The sequence below is a fragment of the Neobacillus sp. 19 genome (assembly GCF_049463095.1).
Taxonomy (GTDB): Bacteria; Bacillota; Bacilli; order Bacillales; family Cytobacillaceae; genus Neobacillus.
The window spans coordinates 77,567-95,720 of record NZ_JBMPZU010000035.1 but is presented as its reverse complement, the minus strand read 5'-3'; the positions used below and the strand labels follow the sequence as shown (position 1 = coordinate 95,720).

General features: G+C 38.7%; 16 protein-coding genes. All 16 read right to left on the bottom strand.

The features are described from left to right. Position 1 precedes the first annotated feature (1 nt). On the bottom strand, positions 2 to 580 hold the full coding sequence (locus ACO1D1_RS11885) for a YpmS family protein (protein ID WP_149870687.1): 579 nt from the start codon (positions 578 to 580) through the stop codon (positions 2 to 4). Beyond that, on the bottom strand, positions 581 to 1,405 hold the full coding sequence (locus tag ACO1D1_RS11880) for an SGNH/GDSL hydrolase family protein (RefSeq protein WP_149870688.1): 825 nt from the start codon (positions 1,403 to 1,405) through the stop codon (positions 581 to 583). It abuts the gene before it with no gap. A 111-nt stretch (positions 1,406 to 1,516) separates the two neighbouring features. Beyond that, positions 1,517 to 2,092 carry an SCO family protein gene (locus tag ACO1D1_RS11875; protein WP_149872733.1) on the bottom strand — a complete coding sequence of 192 codons (576 nt, stop codon included), beginning with the start codon at positions 2,090 to 2,092 and terminating at the stop codon, positions 1,517 to 1,519. 77 nt (positions 2,093 to 2,169) lie between these two features. Next, positions 2,170 to 3,327, bottom strand: a complete 1,158-nt coding sequence (locus ACO1D1_RS11870) for a Ger(x)C family spore germination protein (RefSeq protein ID WP_423336061.1) — start codon at positions 3,325 to 3,327, stop codon at positions 2,170 to 2,172. Further along, positions 3,311 to 4,432 carry a GerAB/ArcD/ProY family transporter gene (locus ACO1D1_RS11865; RefSeq protein WP_149870690.1) on the bottom strand — a complete coding sequence of 374 codons (1,122 nt, stop codon included), beginning with the start codon at positions 4,430 to 4,432 and terminating at the stop codon, positions 3,311 to 3,313. The genes ACO1D1_RS11870 and ACO1D1_RS11865 overlap by 17 nt, the downstream gene beginning before the upstream one ends. Positions 4,433 to 4,443: 11 nt before the next feature. Next, the gene (locus ACO1D1_RS11860; RefSeq protein ID WP_423336060.1) at positions 4,444 to 5,958 is read right to left on the bottom strand and encodes a spore germination protein; all 1,515 of its coding nucleotides are present in this window, start codon (positions 5,956 to 5,958) and stop codon (positions 4,444 to 4,446) included. Between the two features lie 106 nt (positions 5,959 to 6,064). Next, complete coding sequence (locus ACO1D1_RS11855; protein ID WP_423336059.1) at positions 6,065 to 6,907, bottom strand: DegV family protein; 843 nt, start codon at positions 6,905 to 6,907, stop codon at positions 6,065 to 6,067. Between the two features lie 152 nt (positions 6,908 to 7,059). Beyond that, entirely contained in the window at positions 7,060 to 8,496 is a 1,437-nt protein-coding gene (ltrA, locus tag ACO1D1_RS11850; RefSeq protein ID WP_423336058.1) for a group II intron reverse transcriptase/maturase, read from the bottom strand. 259 nt (positions 8,497 to 8,755) lie between these two features. Next, entirely contained in the window at positions 8,756 to 8,989 is a 234-nt protein-coding gene (locus tag ACO1D1_RS11845; RefSeq protein WP_423336057.1) for a hypothetical protein, read from the bottom strand. Positions 8,990 to 9,182: 193 nt separating this feature from the next. After that, a complete protein-coding gene (gene ptsP, locus ACO1D1_RS11840; protein ID WP_423336056.1) occupies positions 9,183 to 10,901 on the bottom strand; it encodes a phosphoenolpyruvate--protein phosphotransferase in 1,719 nt (572 codons plus the stop codon). Between the two features lie 2 nt (positions 10,902 to 10,903). Then, positions 10,904 to 11,167, bottom strand: coding sequence for a phosphocarrier protein HPr (locus tag ACO1D1_RS11835; protein WP_149869419.1), 264 nt, complete (start codon positions 11,165 to 11,167; stop codon positions 10,904 to 10,906). A 275-nt stretch (positions 11,168 to 11,442) separates the two neighbouring features. Next, entirely contained in the window at positions 11,443 to 13,101 is a 1,659-nt protein-coding gene (locus ACO1D1_RS11830; RefSeq protein ID WP_423336055.1) for a glycerol-3-phosphate dehydrogenase/oxidase, read from the bottom strand. 129 nt (positions 13,102 to 13,230) lie between these two features. Beyond that, entirely contained in the window at positions 13,231 to 14,721 is a 1,491-nt protein-coding gene (gene glpK, locus ACO1D1_RS11825) for a glycerol kinase GlpK (protein ID WP_423336054.1), read from the bottom strand. 79 nt (positions 14,722 to 14,800) lie between these two features. Continuing rightward, on the bottom strand, positions 14,801 to 16,012 hold the full coding sequence (locus ACO1D1_RS11820) for a hypothetical protein (RefSeq protein ID WP_423336053.1): 1,212 nt from the start codon (positions 16,010 to 16,012) through the stop codon (positions 14,801 to 14,803). Beyond that, positions 16,009 to 17,205 carry a DUF58 domain-containing protein gene (locus ACO1D1_RS11815; protein WP_149869415.1) on the bottom strand — a complete coding sequence of 399 codons (1,197 nt, stop codon included), beginning with the start codon at positions 17,203 to 17,205 and terminating at the stop codon, positions 16,009 to 16,011. The genes ACO1D1_RS11820 and ACO1D1_RS11815 overlap by 4 nt, the downstream gene beginning before the upstream one ends. Next, entirely contained in the window at positions 17,202 to 18,152 is a 951-nt protein-coding gene (locus tag ACO1D1_RS11810; protein ID WP_149869414.1) for an AAA family ATPase, read from the bottom strand. Before ACO1D1_RS11810 ends, ACO1D1_RS11815 begins: the two co-directional genes overlap by 4 nt. Positions 18,153 to 18,154: the final 2 nt, after the last annotated feature.

Sequence of the window (18,154 nt, the reverse complement as noted above, 5' to 3'; positions counted from 1 at the left end):
CCTATTTAAAAGGTACTAATATTGTAAAAGCAATGTCGTCTTTCTTAAGATCAAATTTATTAGCTTTGATTTTCAAATCACTTTTCAATTTTAATTGCTGCATATGGACATAGACAAGATGATCATTCGGTCTAATATCGACCCCTTTTGGAAGCTTATAGTTTTCACTAATAAAATTTAAAACATAAGAGATCGGAAGATGTAACTTACCGACAGACATTGATTTCTGTTCTAAGACTAGGTCACCATTTTTTTGTGCTACAGGCTCAAAGGTCAACTTTAAATTTAATCGTTCACTAAAAAACGGCAATGTCCCGTATAGTTCGACTTCTTCCCCCAATATGACCCGATAATCAATTGGCGAATCAGCAGCTTCTTCCTTCAGGTAATGATTAATAAGTCTATTTAAATCGTATTTATTTGATTTGACATGAAAAGAAACATGATCACCAGTTGGACTCTTTAATTTACTTATTCCTTTTTCGTTCACTGGGGCCAAAACCAGCGATAAAATAATTGTAGCGAACAAAAGGTTGATTCCTAACAGAAGCAGGAATCCAATTTTCCATTTGTTTTTCATCTAATTCTCCTCTGTACTTACCGTATAGGGCATATTCCCCAGATCAGGGATTACACGTTCACTCAATGTCTCGTTTAGCCTTTCGGCAATCAATTCATAGCCTTTATCATTTGGGTGGAAATGATCAGTATATAAAAGATTTTCGGCTGCATTTAAGAATACGTCTTCTATTTCTACAAAATAGGTATGGGGATAATTGGCAATCACATGTTGACCAACTTGATTCCATTCGGCAACAATTTGATCCATTTCTTTTATATCAGAAAACCACATTGAAAATGGATTGTACAGGCCGACCAATACGATGGATGCATTGGGATTTTCCTGAACAATCGTATCGATAATTTGTGTTAGATGACCGCGATAGGAGTCTTTTTCCTTAATAAAATCAGATATCTGCAAATTTGATATATTGTCCTTTACGACTTTCATAATATCATTGCCGCCAATGGTTAAGATGATCAAATCTGCTCTCTGCAATACATCTTTCATTTCCGGGGTTTTGAGACGTTTTAACAACTGTGTTGTTCGATTGCCCTTTACACCAAAATTATAGAAATCAACTTCCTGGATCCCTTTTTCTTTTTCCAGCATAGTTTTTAAATAGGGTAAGTAACCGCCTTGACCTGTACTATCGCCAACACCTTGTGTTAAGGAATCACCTGCAGAAACGATTGTTAATTTTCGCGGGTAAAAATCAGCAGGGATTTGTGCCAAAACCTGTGCTGCAACTTTCTTTTCCTGATGGAGCATTAATGGATTGGATTGATTGCATGAACATAATAATAATACCAAGAGAATTAGAGGGGTGAAAAACTTTTTCAATTTTATTCACCTGCCTTCTAAACTAATTTTATTATACCACGACTCGAATCATACAAAACAAATATGTACTATATCCTATTCTTGGCAAAAAAAATAGACCTATATAATGGTCTATTGCAATATTTTAATATCACTGATGATTTCATCAAAGGGTACATCCTTGAATCCTTGATAAGATTTTTTGATATTGCCTTCCTGATCTACTAGATAGATATAAGTCTGATGAATCACTTGGTCACCTTCTTCAGGTTTCTTCACAAATGTTTTGAATGTTTTTGCAGCGTATGTTTCAATAAACTCCTGTGAGTAACCAGTTAAAAACGTCCAGTTTTCCAAATCAACACCGTATGGTTTGACATACTTTGTTAATATTTCGGGTGTATCTACCGTTGGATCAACACTAAAGGAAACGAATTCCACATCCTTCAGGCCTTCATCTTTTACCATTTTTTGCAGCTTCGTCATATTGGATGTCATTGGAGGGCAAACGTCCGCACAGCTGGTAAAAATAAAATCGGCAATCCAAACTTTCCCCTTTAAATCTTTTAAGCCAAACTCCTTGTTGTCCTGTGTAGTCGCGGTAAAATCCTTAACCGGCCAATTAACGGCATTTTCGATTTTTTTCCCGCAAGCGGACATTATAATTGCACTAATCACCAAAAAAACAAACAAAAACCGTGCCTTCATCGTATCACCTGCTACCTTTTCTATTCCATAACGTGAATAGTGTAACAAAGAAATGAAAAAGAAGAAAGTAAATGGCTTTAATCAATAGAACCAGTCTTTATTATTGTATTTTTTACTTCAACATCAAATTTTGCATTTTTGTATATTCTTTTCCATCCTTTTTTTGAAATCCTTTTCCCCCGTGTACTGGCAATATATTTTTCCCCAAATCCTACAGGATCCACTTCATTCTTTTGTAAAGTTAGAAGTAATTTTTTAATCTCTTTTTCCATTTCTTTATTTGCTTCATTTTCAATATACTTAATATTCTCCGGAGTAGACAAATCTAACGGCTCTGTCGCTTCCAACAATATTGATGCCAAGTCTATCTCTATCTTATAACGAAGGTTTTGTTTGTCGATTAATTTTATTGTAGAATGACTGCGAATATTATCAAGATTAAGATAAAATTTATTGTAAACCGTTCGATAAGCAATATCTTCTACTTTCCTGATGACTTTATTAAATCGGGAGCGGCTAAAACCAAGTTCGAATGATCCGGATTGATATTTATCTGATAAGACTTTTAAGTAAAAAAGTTCGTCACTATTGAGTGTATCTACCATCTTGTCTTCCTTAAAAAGGGCAATCCCCGATATGATAATGGTCCCATTCTTTATTTTTAAAATGGGCAAGACTGGATCCTTTCCATGATCACTAAAGAAATGATTGAAGTCATGCAGTGTGGGAGAAAGGAGCTGCTCACTTTCAACATTTTGTCTAATTAAATTATATAAATATGTCCCAAGATCTGCTTTAAGATTCTTCTGTTCAATATTTAAAATGGATGAAGCATCACCTTCCGCAACTGTTAAGTAAACCGTATTTCCAATGCTTGGATCTCGATTAATGGCATCTACAAGCTGGACAATTCCACGTTTAGCCAATTCCCTGCTGTAGATCACACAACGAAGCTGTCCCATGACAAGTCTTTGATCTGTTTCAAGATTTTGCTCTTGTCGTATTGCCTTACTTGTATTGCCGTCAACAGTAATGATTTTCGTTAGATTTTTTGCTAGGGGATCAAATTTATGGACAACTGCTGTACCCTTAATCCGATTTTCCTGTTCTAAATCATACCCTACAGCCGTCATTAATCCTAACTTTTCCAACTGTTTCCGCTCAACACATCCCGATAAAAAAATGACACAAGAAAGTAGAGCAGCCAGCAGATTCCGCTTAAGACACTTCAGCATGTGATTTTTTCCTCCTTAACATCCGCTTTTTGACGAAAACAATTATGGAAAGAACAATTGGGTAACAATAAGCCGCATAAAACCCTATTCTTGCGACTAAATCTGTAACCACATTCATTTGATATCTTGCTTTTATAAAAAAAGTAGTACTAAAAGCAAGTAAGGCAATGATCCATACCCCCCATTTTTGCTTTTGTTTTAAAATTCTTGAAAAACCTTTTGAGGCCGCCCATAAGTAAGTACACAAATTAGGTAATATCACCAGCATCCAAAAGGAAACAACAATAAATTCAAACCTTTCTAGATTGGGAAGCTTGACAACTTTAAACATTGAAATCACAGGCCAGATAACATTCTTAAGACTGTCTTCTGCAAAAAAGATAATGGAAATAAATGTAAGAATCGTAAATGTGAGTGTCGTAAAAGCATTTCCAATCTGGACATAAAGATGGGCTTTCTGTTTTTCCTTAATGAAAGGATAGATAAATAAGATTAATTCAAAGCCCATCATCGATAAAGTTGTATTTTTTGCGCCCATTAGCAGATGTTTTACATCCACATTCATAATCGGAAAAATATGCGCAATGTCCGAATACCGTAGAGGTACTATTTGAATCAAAATAAGCCACACTGTTCCCATCACAGATAGAAACGCCACACCAACTATCACTCTAATTCCACCATAAACAGCATAGACGGCGATCAGTATAAGAACGAAAGCAAGCTGCCAAGTTGGTAAAGTTGTAAAAATCCACACCTGAACAATTTCTATATAGTTCATAAAAATAATAAAAAAGCTTGCGGACATATAGCACATATAAATAATACTTAGAAAATTACCAAGCCATTTTCCGAATACATCCACATGAATTCCGTATAAATCGGCACTTTCATATTGTCTTAGCATCATCATAACGAACCACAAAACAATTGAACTGAACACCCCGCCCAATAACACAGAGATCCAGGCATCATGCTTTGCATCTAGAAAAACGACTCTTGGCAGCCCGATAATCCCTACTCCAGCTTGCACTGAGTGAATAATAAACATAAGAAAAAAAGCATTAAACAAGATACTCTTCTTTGGATGCAAATTCACCTTCATTTTGTTCGCTCCTATTCATCTACATCCTTTTTCTTCGCTTTTTGCGCGGAAAATCGCTGCACATCGTTTGGGCGGTTCGTTATTGGCCGCATTGAAAGATATTGAGTTGGAACGCGGAAGAAACTGTATCCCAGATCCTTCCATCGTAATGGATAGACAGGGGAAAGATAGGATCCTCCCAACGTGTCCAGTTTTAATAGGTGAATGAGTAAAAAACAAAATGCAACCATGATCCCGATTCCTCCCCAAAAGCCGGCTAGCAGAATGATTGGAAACCGAATCATCCGAATGGCCGTACTCATTAAATAACTAGGAGTGGTAAATGAGCCAAGCGCACTTAGGGCAATGATAATAATTAAAATATTACTCGTAAAACCGGCATCCACTGCTGCTTGCCCAATAACAATACCGCCAACGATACCCATAGTTTGACCAACCTTCGTTGGCAGCCTAGCTCCTGCCTCTCGTAATAGCTCAATAAAAAATTCAAGCAAAAGTGCCTCAAACATAGGTGGAAATGGTACATTCGCTCTAGATTGCCCCAATGAAACCAGCAATGCCGATGGTATGACCTCATAATGATAGGTCAAAACTGCGACATAGGCGGGCGTGAGCAGAACAGAAATAAAAGCTGCCAATAACCGTAAGAGTCTTAAACCAAGCCCCATGTTCCAACGCATATACACATCTTCAGTGGACTCAAAAAAGGTAAAAAATGGTGTTGGACCATATAAGGCATCAGGACTACGGTCCATTAGGACAACAACCTTTCCCCTCATAAGGGCAATCGAGATGCGATCAGGTAGTTCCGTTGTCACTAATTGCGGGAAAACCGTCCAACTATTATTCTCAATTAATTGACCTAGGACAGTAGTGCCTGGTACATGATCGATTTCTAATTGACTTATCCTCTCTCGAAAAATGTTGACATTACCTTCATCCGCGATATCTTTAATATAGATGAGCTTTGCCTCTGTTTTTGTTCTCGTTCCAACCGTTAAATCTTCCATACAAAGATTGGTATCTTTTATGTTTTGCCTTAAAATATTGATATTGCCAATAAGTGATTCGGTAAAGGCAATTTTAGGCCCATATACAAGTGATTCTGTTTCTGCCTTTTCAATTCCTCTTTCTACCGTTTTACTAACATTACCAAGAATTCCATAAGGCTGCCCTTCCACATAAATATATACATATCCGGCATTTATCCCCTCAACCACATCATCAATTTGATTTTGGGCAGATAAATCGGCAATCGGAAGGATTTGAGCAATTGCTTCACAGGTCCATTCAGTGTGGGTATTTTCTTGAAGTGGCGCTACAATAAATTCATCAAGGGCGGTTTTATCAATTAAGCTCTTCATATAGCAGCAAACAAGTTTGTTACCATCTTGTTTTAAAGTTCTAAAAGTCAAATCGCCTCCCACATGGAGTTGACTATTTATCTGTTCTTTTAATCCTTCAATCGTTAAACTATGCTGGTTCGATCCTTCTATGATCTTTTTTCCGGCTAACCATTTGAACATCGGCAACACCTTTTACCATATAATTTCCCCTTATCTTTTCCAAAAAATCTTATTTTACCCATAAAAATAGGACGATGCCAGGCATCATCCTTCACTTTAAACTATTTTATTCATAGTAATACATTACCGCAAGTGCACCCGGTCCGGTATGTGTGCTGACAATTGGACCAGTATAATCAATTTCCACGTCTTGAAACCCTGTTAATTCAAAAATACTGTCTTTAATTTTCACAGCAAGTTCATGTGCCTCAGCATGGGCAATCCCTACACCGCGGATTGTCTTCCCCTTTACATCTTCAGCAAACTGCTTCGCCATAAATTTAACAACCTGGGAATGACTGCGTGCCTTTGTCACTGGAGTATATTCTGCCCCTTCTAACGAGGCAATTGGTTTGATGTTTAATAGTGACCCGATAAAGGCCTTCCCTTTTCCAATCCGTCCACCTTTAACAAGGTTCTCTAGCGTGTCAACCATTATGTATAATTTAGTATGCTCACGGATGGTCTCCAAGCGCTCAAGTATTTCTTCCGCACTCTTCCCTTGTTTTGCCAGCTCAGCTGCTTCCCTTACTTGAAAGGAAAGGGCTTTCGAAATAAACTTTGAATCGATAACAGTCACTTTAGTCTTTGTCATTTGCGCAGCACTTTCTGCTGAGCGAACGGTACCGCTCATTTTCCCTGTCATATGGATAGATAATATTTCATAGCCTTCATCACCAAGGCGATCGTAAACTTCAAGAAAGGCACCCGGAGAAGGCTGAGAACTTTTCGGTAATTCTTTTGCACCACTCATATGTTCAATAAATTCAACCGGATTGATATCTACCCGGTCGAGATAGGTTTCTCCATTTATCGTTATAGCCAAAGGTACAATTACAATACCAAGCTTATCGGCCATTTCGTTTGATATATCCAATGTTGAATCGGTTACAATTTTAATTTTGCTCATACAATCACATCCCTACCATTACTGCTATGTATTATACAGGTTGCAAGATTTTTTTGAAACAAAATAGAGTAGGGTAACCTCTTTCGAGGCTACCCCCTCATCAAACCGTACGTGCCCTATTAAGGCATACGGCTTACCAATGTGTTACAGAATCAGTACGTTGCTAATCTTTGTGCATATTTCATTTTACGAACAAGGTCGGGAGTATAATACTCTTGACCTTGTTCTTTTGCTTTAAGAACTCTTTTCTCCTGTTTCTCTTGTTGCTTCTCTTTCATTCGAAGAATGTAGCTTTCTAAGGAAAAACCGTATATTTTATGATAATAATACCAATATGAAGGGATGAGACCTATCATCGCAAAGAATTTATTATTCCACTTCGTTTTCATGGCATGACCTTTTCTTTGGCTTGGATGGGCATGTATCATGGATACTCTTAGTCTTTGCCGAATATAGCCATCTATCGCTTGTAACTCTTTCCCGAATGCTTTAAAGAAACATGAACTTGCAAATCCATGTTCTTCATTCGCTTTAATCGCTTTATATATGGTTAGAAAATAGTTAACCTTACCTCGTATTACAGGATTTACTTGGTCAATCCATTTTTCCTTGCTTAGGGTTAGAGTTTTCCTGGTTTTATCTTTGATTTTCTGTCGAAAATCCTTCCAAGTAGCTTCTTTTGGTTTGGCGATATAGTATGGCTTACCATCCTTTTTACGTTTTCTCCAGTGTTCAAACGTAAATCCCATAAAGTCGAAGTCATCGTCATCAAAATTTACAATCTTTGTTTTCTCCGATGCAAGCTCCAGACCGAGTTCGGCTAATTTATCTTTCGTAATCTCAGCCGCCTTTTTAATATCTTCTTCTGATTTAGCAAATATCAAGAAGTCGTCAGCGAATCTTACAAATCGAAATTTATGTTCTGCCCAAGTCCAGTCAAGTTCATTTAGATAAACGTTCGCAAGTAGTGGCGAGATGACTCCTCCTTGCGGAGTCCCAGAATCAGTTAAATGATATTTTCCTTCTTCCATATATCCCGCCTTTAACCACAGCCATATCATATCTAACACAGTTCCATCTGCAATGTATTTGTTTAAGACTTTTATTAGATTTTTGTGTGGAATATTATCGAAAAATCCTTTAATGTCTGCATCGAAGATGTAATTGTAACCTTGTTCGATATTTGCAAGGATTATTTGTAGAACACGCTCTGGTCCTACATTAGGTCTGTACCCACATGACCATTTGTGGAAAATACCCTTTTCAAATTTCGGCTGAAGAACGTTTACCAAAGCCTGTTGGACAATTCGGTCTTCTATATTTGGTATGCCTAGAGGTCTCTTTTTGCCATTTTTCTTGGGAATGTAGTGCCTTCTTACTGGGGAAGGTTTGTATTCTTTCTTTCTTAACTTTTGTAAAAGCGAATCTAAATTTTCTTCTAGACGGTATCTATAACTGTCAATCGTTTCGCCATCAATACCACCAGACCCTTTATTGGCTTCTACTTTTTCCCAAGCATCTTTTAGTTTTCTGTCGAAAAGAATTTGTCCGTAAATACTATGCCATTTGAATTTTAACGCTTGATTCATTGCATATTCCGCACCCTTCATTGTGTACATTCAGCTCGTTTATACCGAAGTATCGTTTTCTGTTAGCATTACACACCTTTACAGATGTGGAGCCACAAGGTCGTTCCCCTTCCGTTCATGTATGGTTTGGTCCATACACTACTTCCGTACTATGAGAACGTCTGACTTCTCCATCCACAGCCATCATTTCAGATTAACCTTATAGATGAATGTCCTTTCGGTAAGAATGGAGACCTCACGGGGTCATCGTACCTTCCTTTTAAACATACCCAGCACCATCACTTGGTAAGCTGTTTCTGCCCGGCTGATTCATTGAACAGAAACCATTACTGTTTGTAGCGGGCTTCCCATTATAATCGCATGGTCGCCAACTTACCCCGCCGCCGTGCTTCACACTTTTGCATTTGGGTCTGCTTATCCGACTACGGGTCTCTCGATTGTCCGCATCTCCTTCAGACACCACCTCACGGTGATGCCCTAGATTAGTCTTCACTAGTTGTATCAGCACTCTAATGGAAGGACTTCCACCTTCGAGAGAATGAGTCTTCTGGAATTCGGGAGTCGTGTTTACCGAGATAACGTACTCCAACCTTTAACAACTCATTCAGTGCAAGTAATCTGCACAAGGTACGACTGCCCGTCGCACAAATAAAAGACCGGTACATATGTACCGGTCTGATGCTATATTAGTTTTTTGTTGTGGCAGATTGAACTGCTTCAATAACCTGTGAAGTGGTTTGCATATTTAACACTTCTTGGGCAAGCTTTTCCATATCGGACTTGTTCAAATTCTTGATTTGTGAACGAGCTTTTAAAATAGAAGTCGCACTCATCGAGAATTCATCAAGACCAAGACCCAAAAGGACTGGAATAGCTGTTTCATCCCCGGCCATTTCCCCGCACATACCTGCCCATTTACCTTCTGCATGTGCCGCATCAATAACCATTTTTACAAGCCTTAAAATTGAAGGGCTATATGGTTGATACAGATAGGCTACACGCTGGTTCATCCGGTCAGCAGCCATCGTATATTGAATCAAATCATTTGTTCCAATACTGAAGAAATCTACTTCTTTAGCAAATTGATCAGCTAAAACGGCCGTAGACGGAATCTCCACCATGATTCCAAGTTCAATATGATCGGCTACCGTTTGACCTTCTGTAAGAAGTTTTTGCTTTTCTTCTTCAAGGATCGCTTTTGCAGAACGGAACTCGTCCAGTGTTGCAATCATTGGGAACATAATTTTTAAATTCCCATAGCTGCTTGCGCGAAGCAATGCCCGAAGCTGGGTACGAAAAATGCCTTGTTCTTCTAAACATAAACGAATAGCGCGGAAGCCTAAGAAAGGGTTCATTTCTTTCGGTAAATCCAAATATGGCAGTTCTTTATCGCCGCCAATATCCAAGGTACGAACGACAACAGGCTTTCCTGCCATTCCTTCTAGTACGGCTTTATATGATTCGAACTGCTCATCCTCTGTAGGAAGCTGATCTCTTCCCATATAAAGAAACTCAGTTCGATATAAACCTACACCCTCACCGCCATTCTCAATTACTCCTTTTAAATCATTGGGAGTACCGATATTGGCAGCTAGTTCTATTCTGTGTCCATCATTTGTCATTGTCGGTTCATTCACGAGTTTTGCCCATTCCGCTTTTTGAACTTCATAGTCTTCATGAATTTTACGATATTGTTCAACAAGTTCAGGAGTTGGGTTTATATGTACTTCCCCACTTAAACCGTCAACTACAACAAGGTCACCATTCGAAATTTCTTCTGTCGCCGTCTTTGTTCCAACAACAGCAGGAATTTCCATTGAACGAGCCATAATCGCTGAATGTGAGGTACGCCCGCCAATATTTGTCGTAAATCCTTTAACAAAATTACGGTTCAACTGTGCAGTATCTGAAGGAGTTAAATCCTCAGCAACAATGATCACCTCTTCAGCAATCATGCTTGGGTTTGGCAATTGAACACCCACCAAATGAGAGAGGACACGCTTTGTGACATCTCGAATATCTGCAGCCCGTTCTTTCATATATTCGTTATCCATTTGTTCAAACATCATAATGAACATATCTGCAGTTTCTTTCAATGCCGACTCAGCATTCACTTTTTCAGATTGAATTTTATCTTCAATCGGTGCATTTAGTTCAGGGTCACTTAGAACAAGAAGATGTGCTTCGAAAATCGCTGCTTTATCAGCTCCAAGCTCTATCTTAGCCTTGTCACGAATAGCTTCAAGCTCTGATTTAGATTTTTCCATTGCTTTACGGAAACGTTCTACTTCTTTAGTGGCATCCTCAATCGTTCTCTTTTCAAATGATAAATCTGGTTCTACAAGACGGTATGCCTTCGCGATTGCAATACCGTTTGAAGCAGCAATTCCCTTTAAAAAAGTCATTTTTATGCCAAACCTTCTTTTTTCATTGTTTCTTCAAGTGCATTAAGGGCGTCGGCAGCATCACTGCCTTCAGCTGAAATTTTAATATCAGCACCTTGACCGACACCAAGTGACATAACTCCCATAATAGATTTTAAATTTACTGTTTTACCTTTATATTCTAAATTAATTTCAGAATCAAATCTGCTTGCTGTTTGGACTAATAAAGTTGCCGGTCTTGCATGAATTCCTGTTTCTGCGATTACTTTAAATTGTTTCTCTGCCATGCTAAATCAAACTCCTTTAAAATATGATAAAAATTAAACTTGCTTTATTAAAAATAAACATTTCTCGCCATTTAGTCAACTAAATCGACATTAGACTAAAGAATAAACATCCATTCTTTTCAGTATATTTTTTCCCAAAAACGAACAATCATGTATGGATTCGTTCTTTCTTAAATTTGGGTTTTTTATATACAAAAGCTAGAATAGCATTTTCATCTTTTTCTAACAACTAAAAACGATTTATTACGACATTGTTCACAAAACTGTCAAAAACTTTATTCATCAATAGGAATGACGGATAAGTTTAAAGCGTTTTCCAACATAAATGAATAGTTTTGTTTTTCTTTTCTCGACCAATGTAATTGATCATTCATGTAGTCAATCACTTGTTTCTTCCATTTTTCAACTAAATCAATATTAAACATAAGGGCACCGGTCCTTCGGATGAAGAAATCCATTGGGGTCGCTACCATCTCTTTTTCTATCCCATAAACCAGTTTAGCAAATAATGATAATGGCAATCCATATTTAACCGCGTCAGCTTCGTGCCTCTTTAACAGCTGGAAAACTAAATCAACGTTTGAACCGTAGATTTTTGTTAATTGAAGCGCTTCTTCTTTGGTTAGATTGGCGGCTATTCCCTTATCGATTTTTCCAGCTGCAAAGGCAGGGAAGTTTATTGCTCCACCGACATCACCGCCTGAAATCGGCAGCTTCATTGTCATACAAGCTGGATATTCCTTTCCTTCTTCACTCCTAAATTTAGCAGCCAGTAAATCCACAATTGTTTCAGCCATTTTCCGATAACCAGTTAATTTACCGCCGGCAATCGTAATTAAACCAGATTGGGACTCCCAGATTTCATCTTTTCGCGAAATTTCAGATGGATCCTTCCCTTCTTCGTAGATAAGTGGTCTTACTCCAGCCCAACTGGATTCGATATCCTTTTCCCTGATGTTCACCTCAGGGAACATGTAATTAATTGCATTAAGAATGTATCTGCGGTCACTAACTGTCATATATGGATTAACCGCGTCCTGATCATAAAATGTATCTGTTGTACCGACATATGCTTTTCCTTCACGCGGGATGGCAAAGACCATCCGCCCATCCGGTGTATCAAAATAGACAGCTTGTTTTAACGGGAACCGTGACTGGTCAATAACAAGATGGACCCCTTTTGAAAGCTGCAATGTTTTCCCTTTTTTAGATTGATCCATCTCACGGATTGAATCAACCCACGGTCCAGCTGCATTGACAATTTTTTTCGCATGTACTTCGTATTTTTCCCCGGTCAGCTGGTCTTCTACAAACACACCAACAACTTTACCCTCATGGTAAATCAGTTTGCTGACCTTTGTATAATTACAGGCTACGGCTCCCTTTTCAACTGCTGCCTTCATTACTTCAATTGTCAGCCGGGCATCATCTGTCCGATATTCAACATAGTAGCCTCCGCCTTTCAATCCGGATTTCTTAATCAACGGTTCCTTAGCTAATGTTTCATCGATCGATAACATTCTTCTGCGTTCTGATTTTTTCACTCCTGCCAAAAAGTCATAAACTCGTAAGCCAATCGATGTACTGAATTTGCCAAAGGTTCCCCCTTTATGCAATGGGAGCAGCATCCATTCCGGTGTAGTTACATGTGGACCATTTTCATACACGATGGCGCGTTCTTTCCCTACTTCTGCTACCATTCTTACTTCAAATTGTTTTAAGTATCGGAGGCCTCCATGGACTAGTTTCGTTGATCGGCTTGATGTTCCTGCTGCAAAGTCCTGCATTTCAACCAGTGCAGTATCCATTCTTCTAACCGATGCATCAAGAGCAATTCCGGCACCAGTAATACCTCCGCCAATAACCAAAACATCATATTGTCCGCTTTTAAGTTTATTTACAATCTCCAAGCGGTTTAAATTAGAAAATTTCATTAGATTGTCCTCCCGGTTATGAAGCATTCATTATTTAATATGCTTAAAGTAATTAAAGGGAAATAAGAAAAGACCACAAAAGACACTACCGAATTTTAAGGTAATGTTTTTGTGGTCTCTCCAAATTTATTATTTGAAAGCCATTGCCGCCTTAACAGCTTTTTTCCAGCCAGCATATAAAGTAATTCGTTTTTCTTCCGTCATCATTGGGGGGAATTGTCTGTCAATTGCCCATTGTTTTGAAATTTCTTCTTGGTTACCCCAGAAACCAACTGCCAAACCGGCTAAATAGGCTGCACCAAGAGCCGTCGTTTCATTGATAGTTGGCCTTTCAACTGGAACATTAAGAATATCACTTTGAAAATCCATTAAGAAATTATTTTTCACAGCACCGCCATCAACGCGAAGTGTTTTAAGTTCAATACCGGAATCTCCTTCCATTGCTGATAAGACATCTTTTGTTTGATACGCAAGCGATTCAAGTGTAGCACGGACAAAATGTTCTTTCGAAGTTCCACGTGTTATACCGAAAACCGCTCCACGGACATCACTATCCCAGTATGGTGTACCTAGTCCAACAAATGCGGGGACGACATATACGCCTTCTGTCGATTCTACCTGTTCAGCCAATCTTTCGCTATGTGGGGCATCTTGAATTAACCTTAAACCGTCCCGAAGCCATTGAACTGCGGATCCCGCAACAAAAATACTACCTTCGAGCGCATATTCTACCTTACCATTTAATCCCCATGCAATAGTTGTTAATAGCCCATGCTCAGATTGAACTGCTTTTTCTCCTGTATTCATAAGCATAAAACAGCCGGTACCATACGTATTTTTAGCCATGCCTTTTTCAAAGCATGCCTGACCAAATAATGCTGCCTGTTGGTCCCCTGCAACTCCTGCAATCGGTATTTCTTTACCGAAGAAGTGATAATCTATCGTTTTAGCATACACTTCAGATGACTGGCGAACCTCCGGAAGCATGGATTTGGGAACTTCCAAAATGTCCAGTAACTCATTATCCCAATTAAGTTCATGAATATTAAACATCAGTGTGCGGGAAGCATTTGAATAATCAGTAACATGCGCTCGTCCGCCGGAAAGTTTCCAAATTAACCACGTATCAATTGTTCCAAACAGCAATTTTCCTGCTTCTGCTTTTTCACGAGCTCCTTCTACATTGTCCAAGATCCATTTTACTTTTGTTCCGGAGAAATAGGCATCAATGAGTAAGCCTGTCTTTTTGCGAAAAAGATCATTTAAGCCCTTTTCTTTCAACTCGTCACAAATTTCGCTTGTCTGTCTCGATTGCCAAACAATTGCATTGTAGATCGGCTCACCTGTTTCTTTATCCCAAACAACAGCTGTTTCCCGTTGATTGGTAATACCAATGCCTGCGATTTGTTCTGGTTTAATACCCGATACGGATAACACTCCGGCAATAACTGACAGGATCGAACCCCAAATTTCATTGGCATTATGCTCGACCCAGCCCGGCTTGGGAAAATATTGTGTAAATTCCTTTTGGGCGGTATGGACGATTCCCCCGCTTTTATTGAAAATAATGGCTCTTGAGCTTGCTGTTCCTTGGTCTAAAGATAAAATATATTTTTCCATACTATCCCCCCATTCCAGATTATGATAAGCCGCCAGGTTGGATTCTTAGAAAGGTCACCTATAATCAGTGACCTTTGCATTATATTTCTTCTTGGCGATTATGAATGACTTTTAATTGCTGCTTGAGGTGCCCCATTTCCGTTCTTAATAGAATTTGTTCTTCTTCAGATACGAGAGCAGCACCATAACGCACTTTCTCATAGATTTCGATTGATGCTCGTGAACCTGATAGACCGACACGCTGCCACCATTCCTCCAGAGTTTCAAAGCTAAGACGACCTAAGTTAAGTTTGTGCGCAAATTTTTCTAATTCAAATATTTCCCGTCTGATTAAATCATTCGGGGGTTTGATTTTCTGATGAAATTTGGATACATTCATCGCTCCAAACACACGCTCGGAAACAGAAAAAATGGACGCTGAATCATTGCTATATGTCTGATTCTTTATTTTCTTTTTATAAAAGAGATAAATGATTAAAGAAATTGTCCCCAGGGTCAACAGGATGTACAAGCTTTTTTCTGTTAGGTCATAGGATGGCTCCTGATACTTCCCATCTTCATCCAGCAAACCGCTGCCGCTACTAATGTTTGTTTTTCGTTCCTCGTTTCCTTTCAGACTAAAAAGATATTCGAGGATGCCAAATAGGGGTGCGGCAATAAATGTAAAAAGCGTTACAACTAATTGTAAGATCCAAAAGAATACGAATTGAATATAATTTAATAAAAAAGTTAGTGCTGCACCTATCACAGAAACAACGGCAAATATTTTTAAGAAGTAAACAGCGAACTTTGATCTATCATCCTGCATCGAATTCCATTTTCTAAAAAAACCGCCCATCAGGATAAGGGATAGCTGCCCGATGACTAAATAAATAATTGCTCCCTGAAAGGGATACCTGCTCATGGCTGCATAAATAATCGCAATCATGCTAATTATGAATGAAACGAGCAATATTGAGGATTCGGATTCCCTTAATGGCTCTTCAAACAGGTAAATTCCCCGCCAAAAAACAATCAATCCAAGGCATATAGCCATAAACAGTGACAATCCTGCCTCTTGTCCAATCAGTATCAGTAAAGGAAATAGGATGACTAAATAAAGCCATTTACCCTTTTCATGAAATTTTGTAAGAAGGACAGTAAAAAGAAGAATGCCCACGATACATATTGCAGCTAGTATGAAAATAGGCGGCAGCTCTTTCTTGCTGATATAGAAAAAGAATAGAATAAGAAGACCGGCAATTAATTCTAATAAAAAATGATAGGTTACAAGGGCTAGACGGTTGATCATAATCCAGCCCTTCTTTCTGGAAGGACTTCTAATTTACTGAAAAATCCCTGCCCTTGATCCATTTTTATTTCATATATCGCAGTACCCTTGATTGCCATATATTGAAGCATTCGATCAGTTTCAATTGTCCTTATGCCCGTATGAATGAAAAATGGCAGTGGAGCCAAATGCCGGTGATAAAAGGAAAGCATATAATCATAGGGGACACTTGAATTTTGAGTACTGACAGATGAAAGGGTTTCTAACACTTTTTGTAGATGCTCTTTTCCCTCCCCTTTTGGAACATAAAGGAAGGGAGTATTCCCGGCTGTTCGTACATTTATACATAATGAGTAAGGAATTTGCTGTTTGAAAGCGAAATAAGCTATATCTGTCAGACTGCTAATAAGCATTTCTAGATGACCTGTAATGGAATGTCCATCGGAAACATTTAACGCGATATTCCAACCCTTTTCAGAAATATTTTCATATATTTTCGTTTGCAACGTTTGCTTTCTTGCACTTGCCTTCCAATGGATTCGGTTAAAACTGTCCGACGAGGTATAGTCTCTTGTCCCAAGTGGTCCAAGCCGGTCCTCATAAACAGAATGAGGAACAACATTTACACCCTGAAGGATCGTCATTTGCTCCTTTAGGCCTTTTACAGGCAATGGTTCAGGATAAACTACTGCATGTTGTTTTAAATAATGGGTTGATTCTAAGACTGTTTCCCCAAAACCCAGAATACTGGGAACATGAATTTCGAGTTTGCGTATTTTGGCAATCCCCCTCCATTTCGCCGAAAAAGGAATAATGATTTGTTTTGCTTGCTTCGTGTAAACAGAAAACGGAATAGAAAGATCAAACATGGAAAGACTGGGCTCTAAGTTCACATCCTTAGGAGCGACAAAGTGATCAAAGTAAACGCGTAACTCCGCCTTTAAAATTGGCAATCCTTCGTTTCGAAACGCTAATACCCACTGACCTTCATCATCAATAAAGAAGCGATTTCGTTCATATCTGTTTTCAAAATAAAGCTGTTCTCCTGCTTTTTTCAAGTAAAGTTGATTACAAAATGTTGCAGATAGAAAAAATACTGCCAAGAACAATACTAATTTGGACCCCATATAGAGACTTACAATAATAAGTATAATGGCAAAACCGCTGATCGCCTGGATTTTTCGATCTTCAACCCCATACCTCTTCCAAGTCATCCATTTGCACCGGCTTCGACTGGGACGGAAATAGAATCGAGGATTTCATTGATAATAAGTTCTGGTGAGTTTGTAAGTGACCCTTCAATCGAAAGAAATATTCTATGACCCAGAACGTACGGGGCAACTGCTTTTACATCATTTGGGGTAACATATGTACGGTCATTCAAAAAGGCTTTTCCTTGTGCCGCTCTCATTAAAGCTAGTGTTCCCCTCGGACTGACCCCTAGTTCAATATGATGATGTTCACGCGTTTTCCTAATAATGCTTAAAAGATAGTCTTCTATATCTGTAGAAATATGGATTTCACCCATGGATGCTTTAAATTGTTCAATTTCTGTGATGGTAAACACCTGGGTAATGGTTTGCATTTTTTTGTTTCCACGGTGAATTTGCATAATTCTCTTTTCATCCTCATATTCGGGATATCCGACCTTAATTTTAATAAAAAACCGATCCATTTGCGCCACCGGCAATGCAAAGGTTCCCTGCTGCGATTCTACCGGATTTTGTGTAGCAATGACCATAAACGGTTCTTCCAATGGTACGGTCACACCATCAATTGTAACTTGTCTTTCCTCCATCACCTCCAATAAACTTGACTGTGTTCTCGGTGTAGCGCGATTAATTTCATCAGCTAAAACAATGTTTGCCATAATCGGGCCAGGCCGCAGCTCAAACTCTTGTATCTTTGGATTAAAAAACTGAATCCCAGTGACATCGCTTGGAAGCACATCCGGAGTAAACTGGATGCGGGAAAATGCCCCGCCAATTGCGGCCGCAAAGCTTTTCGCCAGCATCGTTTTTCCTGTACCAGGAACACTTTCAAGCAAAATATGGCCATTAAATAATAATGAGATTGTCATTAATTCCACTTCTATGTCTTTTCCGACAATTACTTTACCGATTTCCTGCTTGATTTGGGCAATTTTTTCTAGTAAGGCCATCA

Coding starts and splice junctions, on each gene's coding strand:
- ACO1D1_RS11875 (WP_149872733.1), bottom strand. CDS start 2,092: ATGAAGGCACGGTTTTTGTTTGTTTTTTTGGTGATTAGTGCAATTATA.
- ltrA (WP_423336058.1), bottom strand. CDS start 8,496: ATGAATCAAGCGTTAAAATTCAAATGGCATAGTATTTACGGACAAATT.
- ACO1D1_RS11855 (WP_423336059.1), bottom strand. CDS start 6,907: ATGAGCAAAATTAAAATTGTAACCGATTCAACATTGGATATATCAAAC.
- ACO1D1_RS11835 (WP_149869419.1), bottom strand. CDS start 11,167: ATGGCAGAGAAACAATTTAAAGTAATCGCAGAAACAGGAATTCATGCA.
- ACO1D1_RS11820 (WP_423336053.1), bottom strand. CDS start 16,012: ATGATCAACCGTCTAGCCCTTGTAACCTATCATTTTTTATTAGAATTA.
- ACO1D1_RS11860 (WP_423336060.1), bottom strand. CDS start 5,958: ATGTTCAAATGGTTAGCCGGAAAAAAGATCATAGAAGGATCGAACCAG.
- ACO1D1_RS11815 (WP_149869415.1), bottom strand. CDS start 17,205: ATGACTTGGAAGAGGTATGGGGTTGAAGATCGAAAAATCCAGGCGATC.
- ptsP (WP_423336056.1), bottom strand. CDS start 10,901: ATGACTTTTTTAAAGGGAATTGCTGCTTCAAACGGTATTGCAATCGCG.
- ACO1D1_RS11830 (WP_423336055.1), bottom strand. CDS start 13,101: ATGAAATTTTCTAATTTAAACCGCTTGGAGATTGTAAATAAACTTAAA.
- ACO1D1_RS11810 (WP_149869414.1), bottom strand. CDS start 18,152: ATGGCCTTACTAGAAAAAATTGCCCAAATCAAGCAGGAAATCGGTAAA.
- glpK (WP_423336054.1), bottom strand. CDS start 14,721: ATGGAAAAATATATTTTATCTTTAGACCAAGGAACAGCAAGCTCAAGA.
- ACO1D1_RS11885 (WP_149870687.1), bottom strand. CDS start 580: ATGAAAAACAAATGGAAAATTGGATTCCTGCTTCTGTTAGGAATCAAC.
- ACO1D1_RS11870 (WP_423336061.1), bottom strand. CDS start 3,327: ATGCTGAAGTGTCTTAAGCGGAATCTGCTGGCTGCTCTACTTTCTTGT.
- ACO1D1_RS11865 (WP_149870690.1), bottom strand. CDS start 4,432: ATGAAGGTGAATTTGCATCCAAAGAAGAGTATCTTGTTTAATGCTTTT.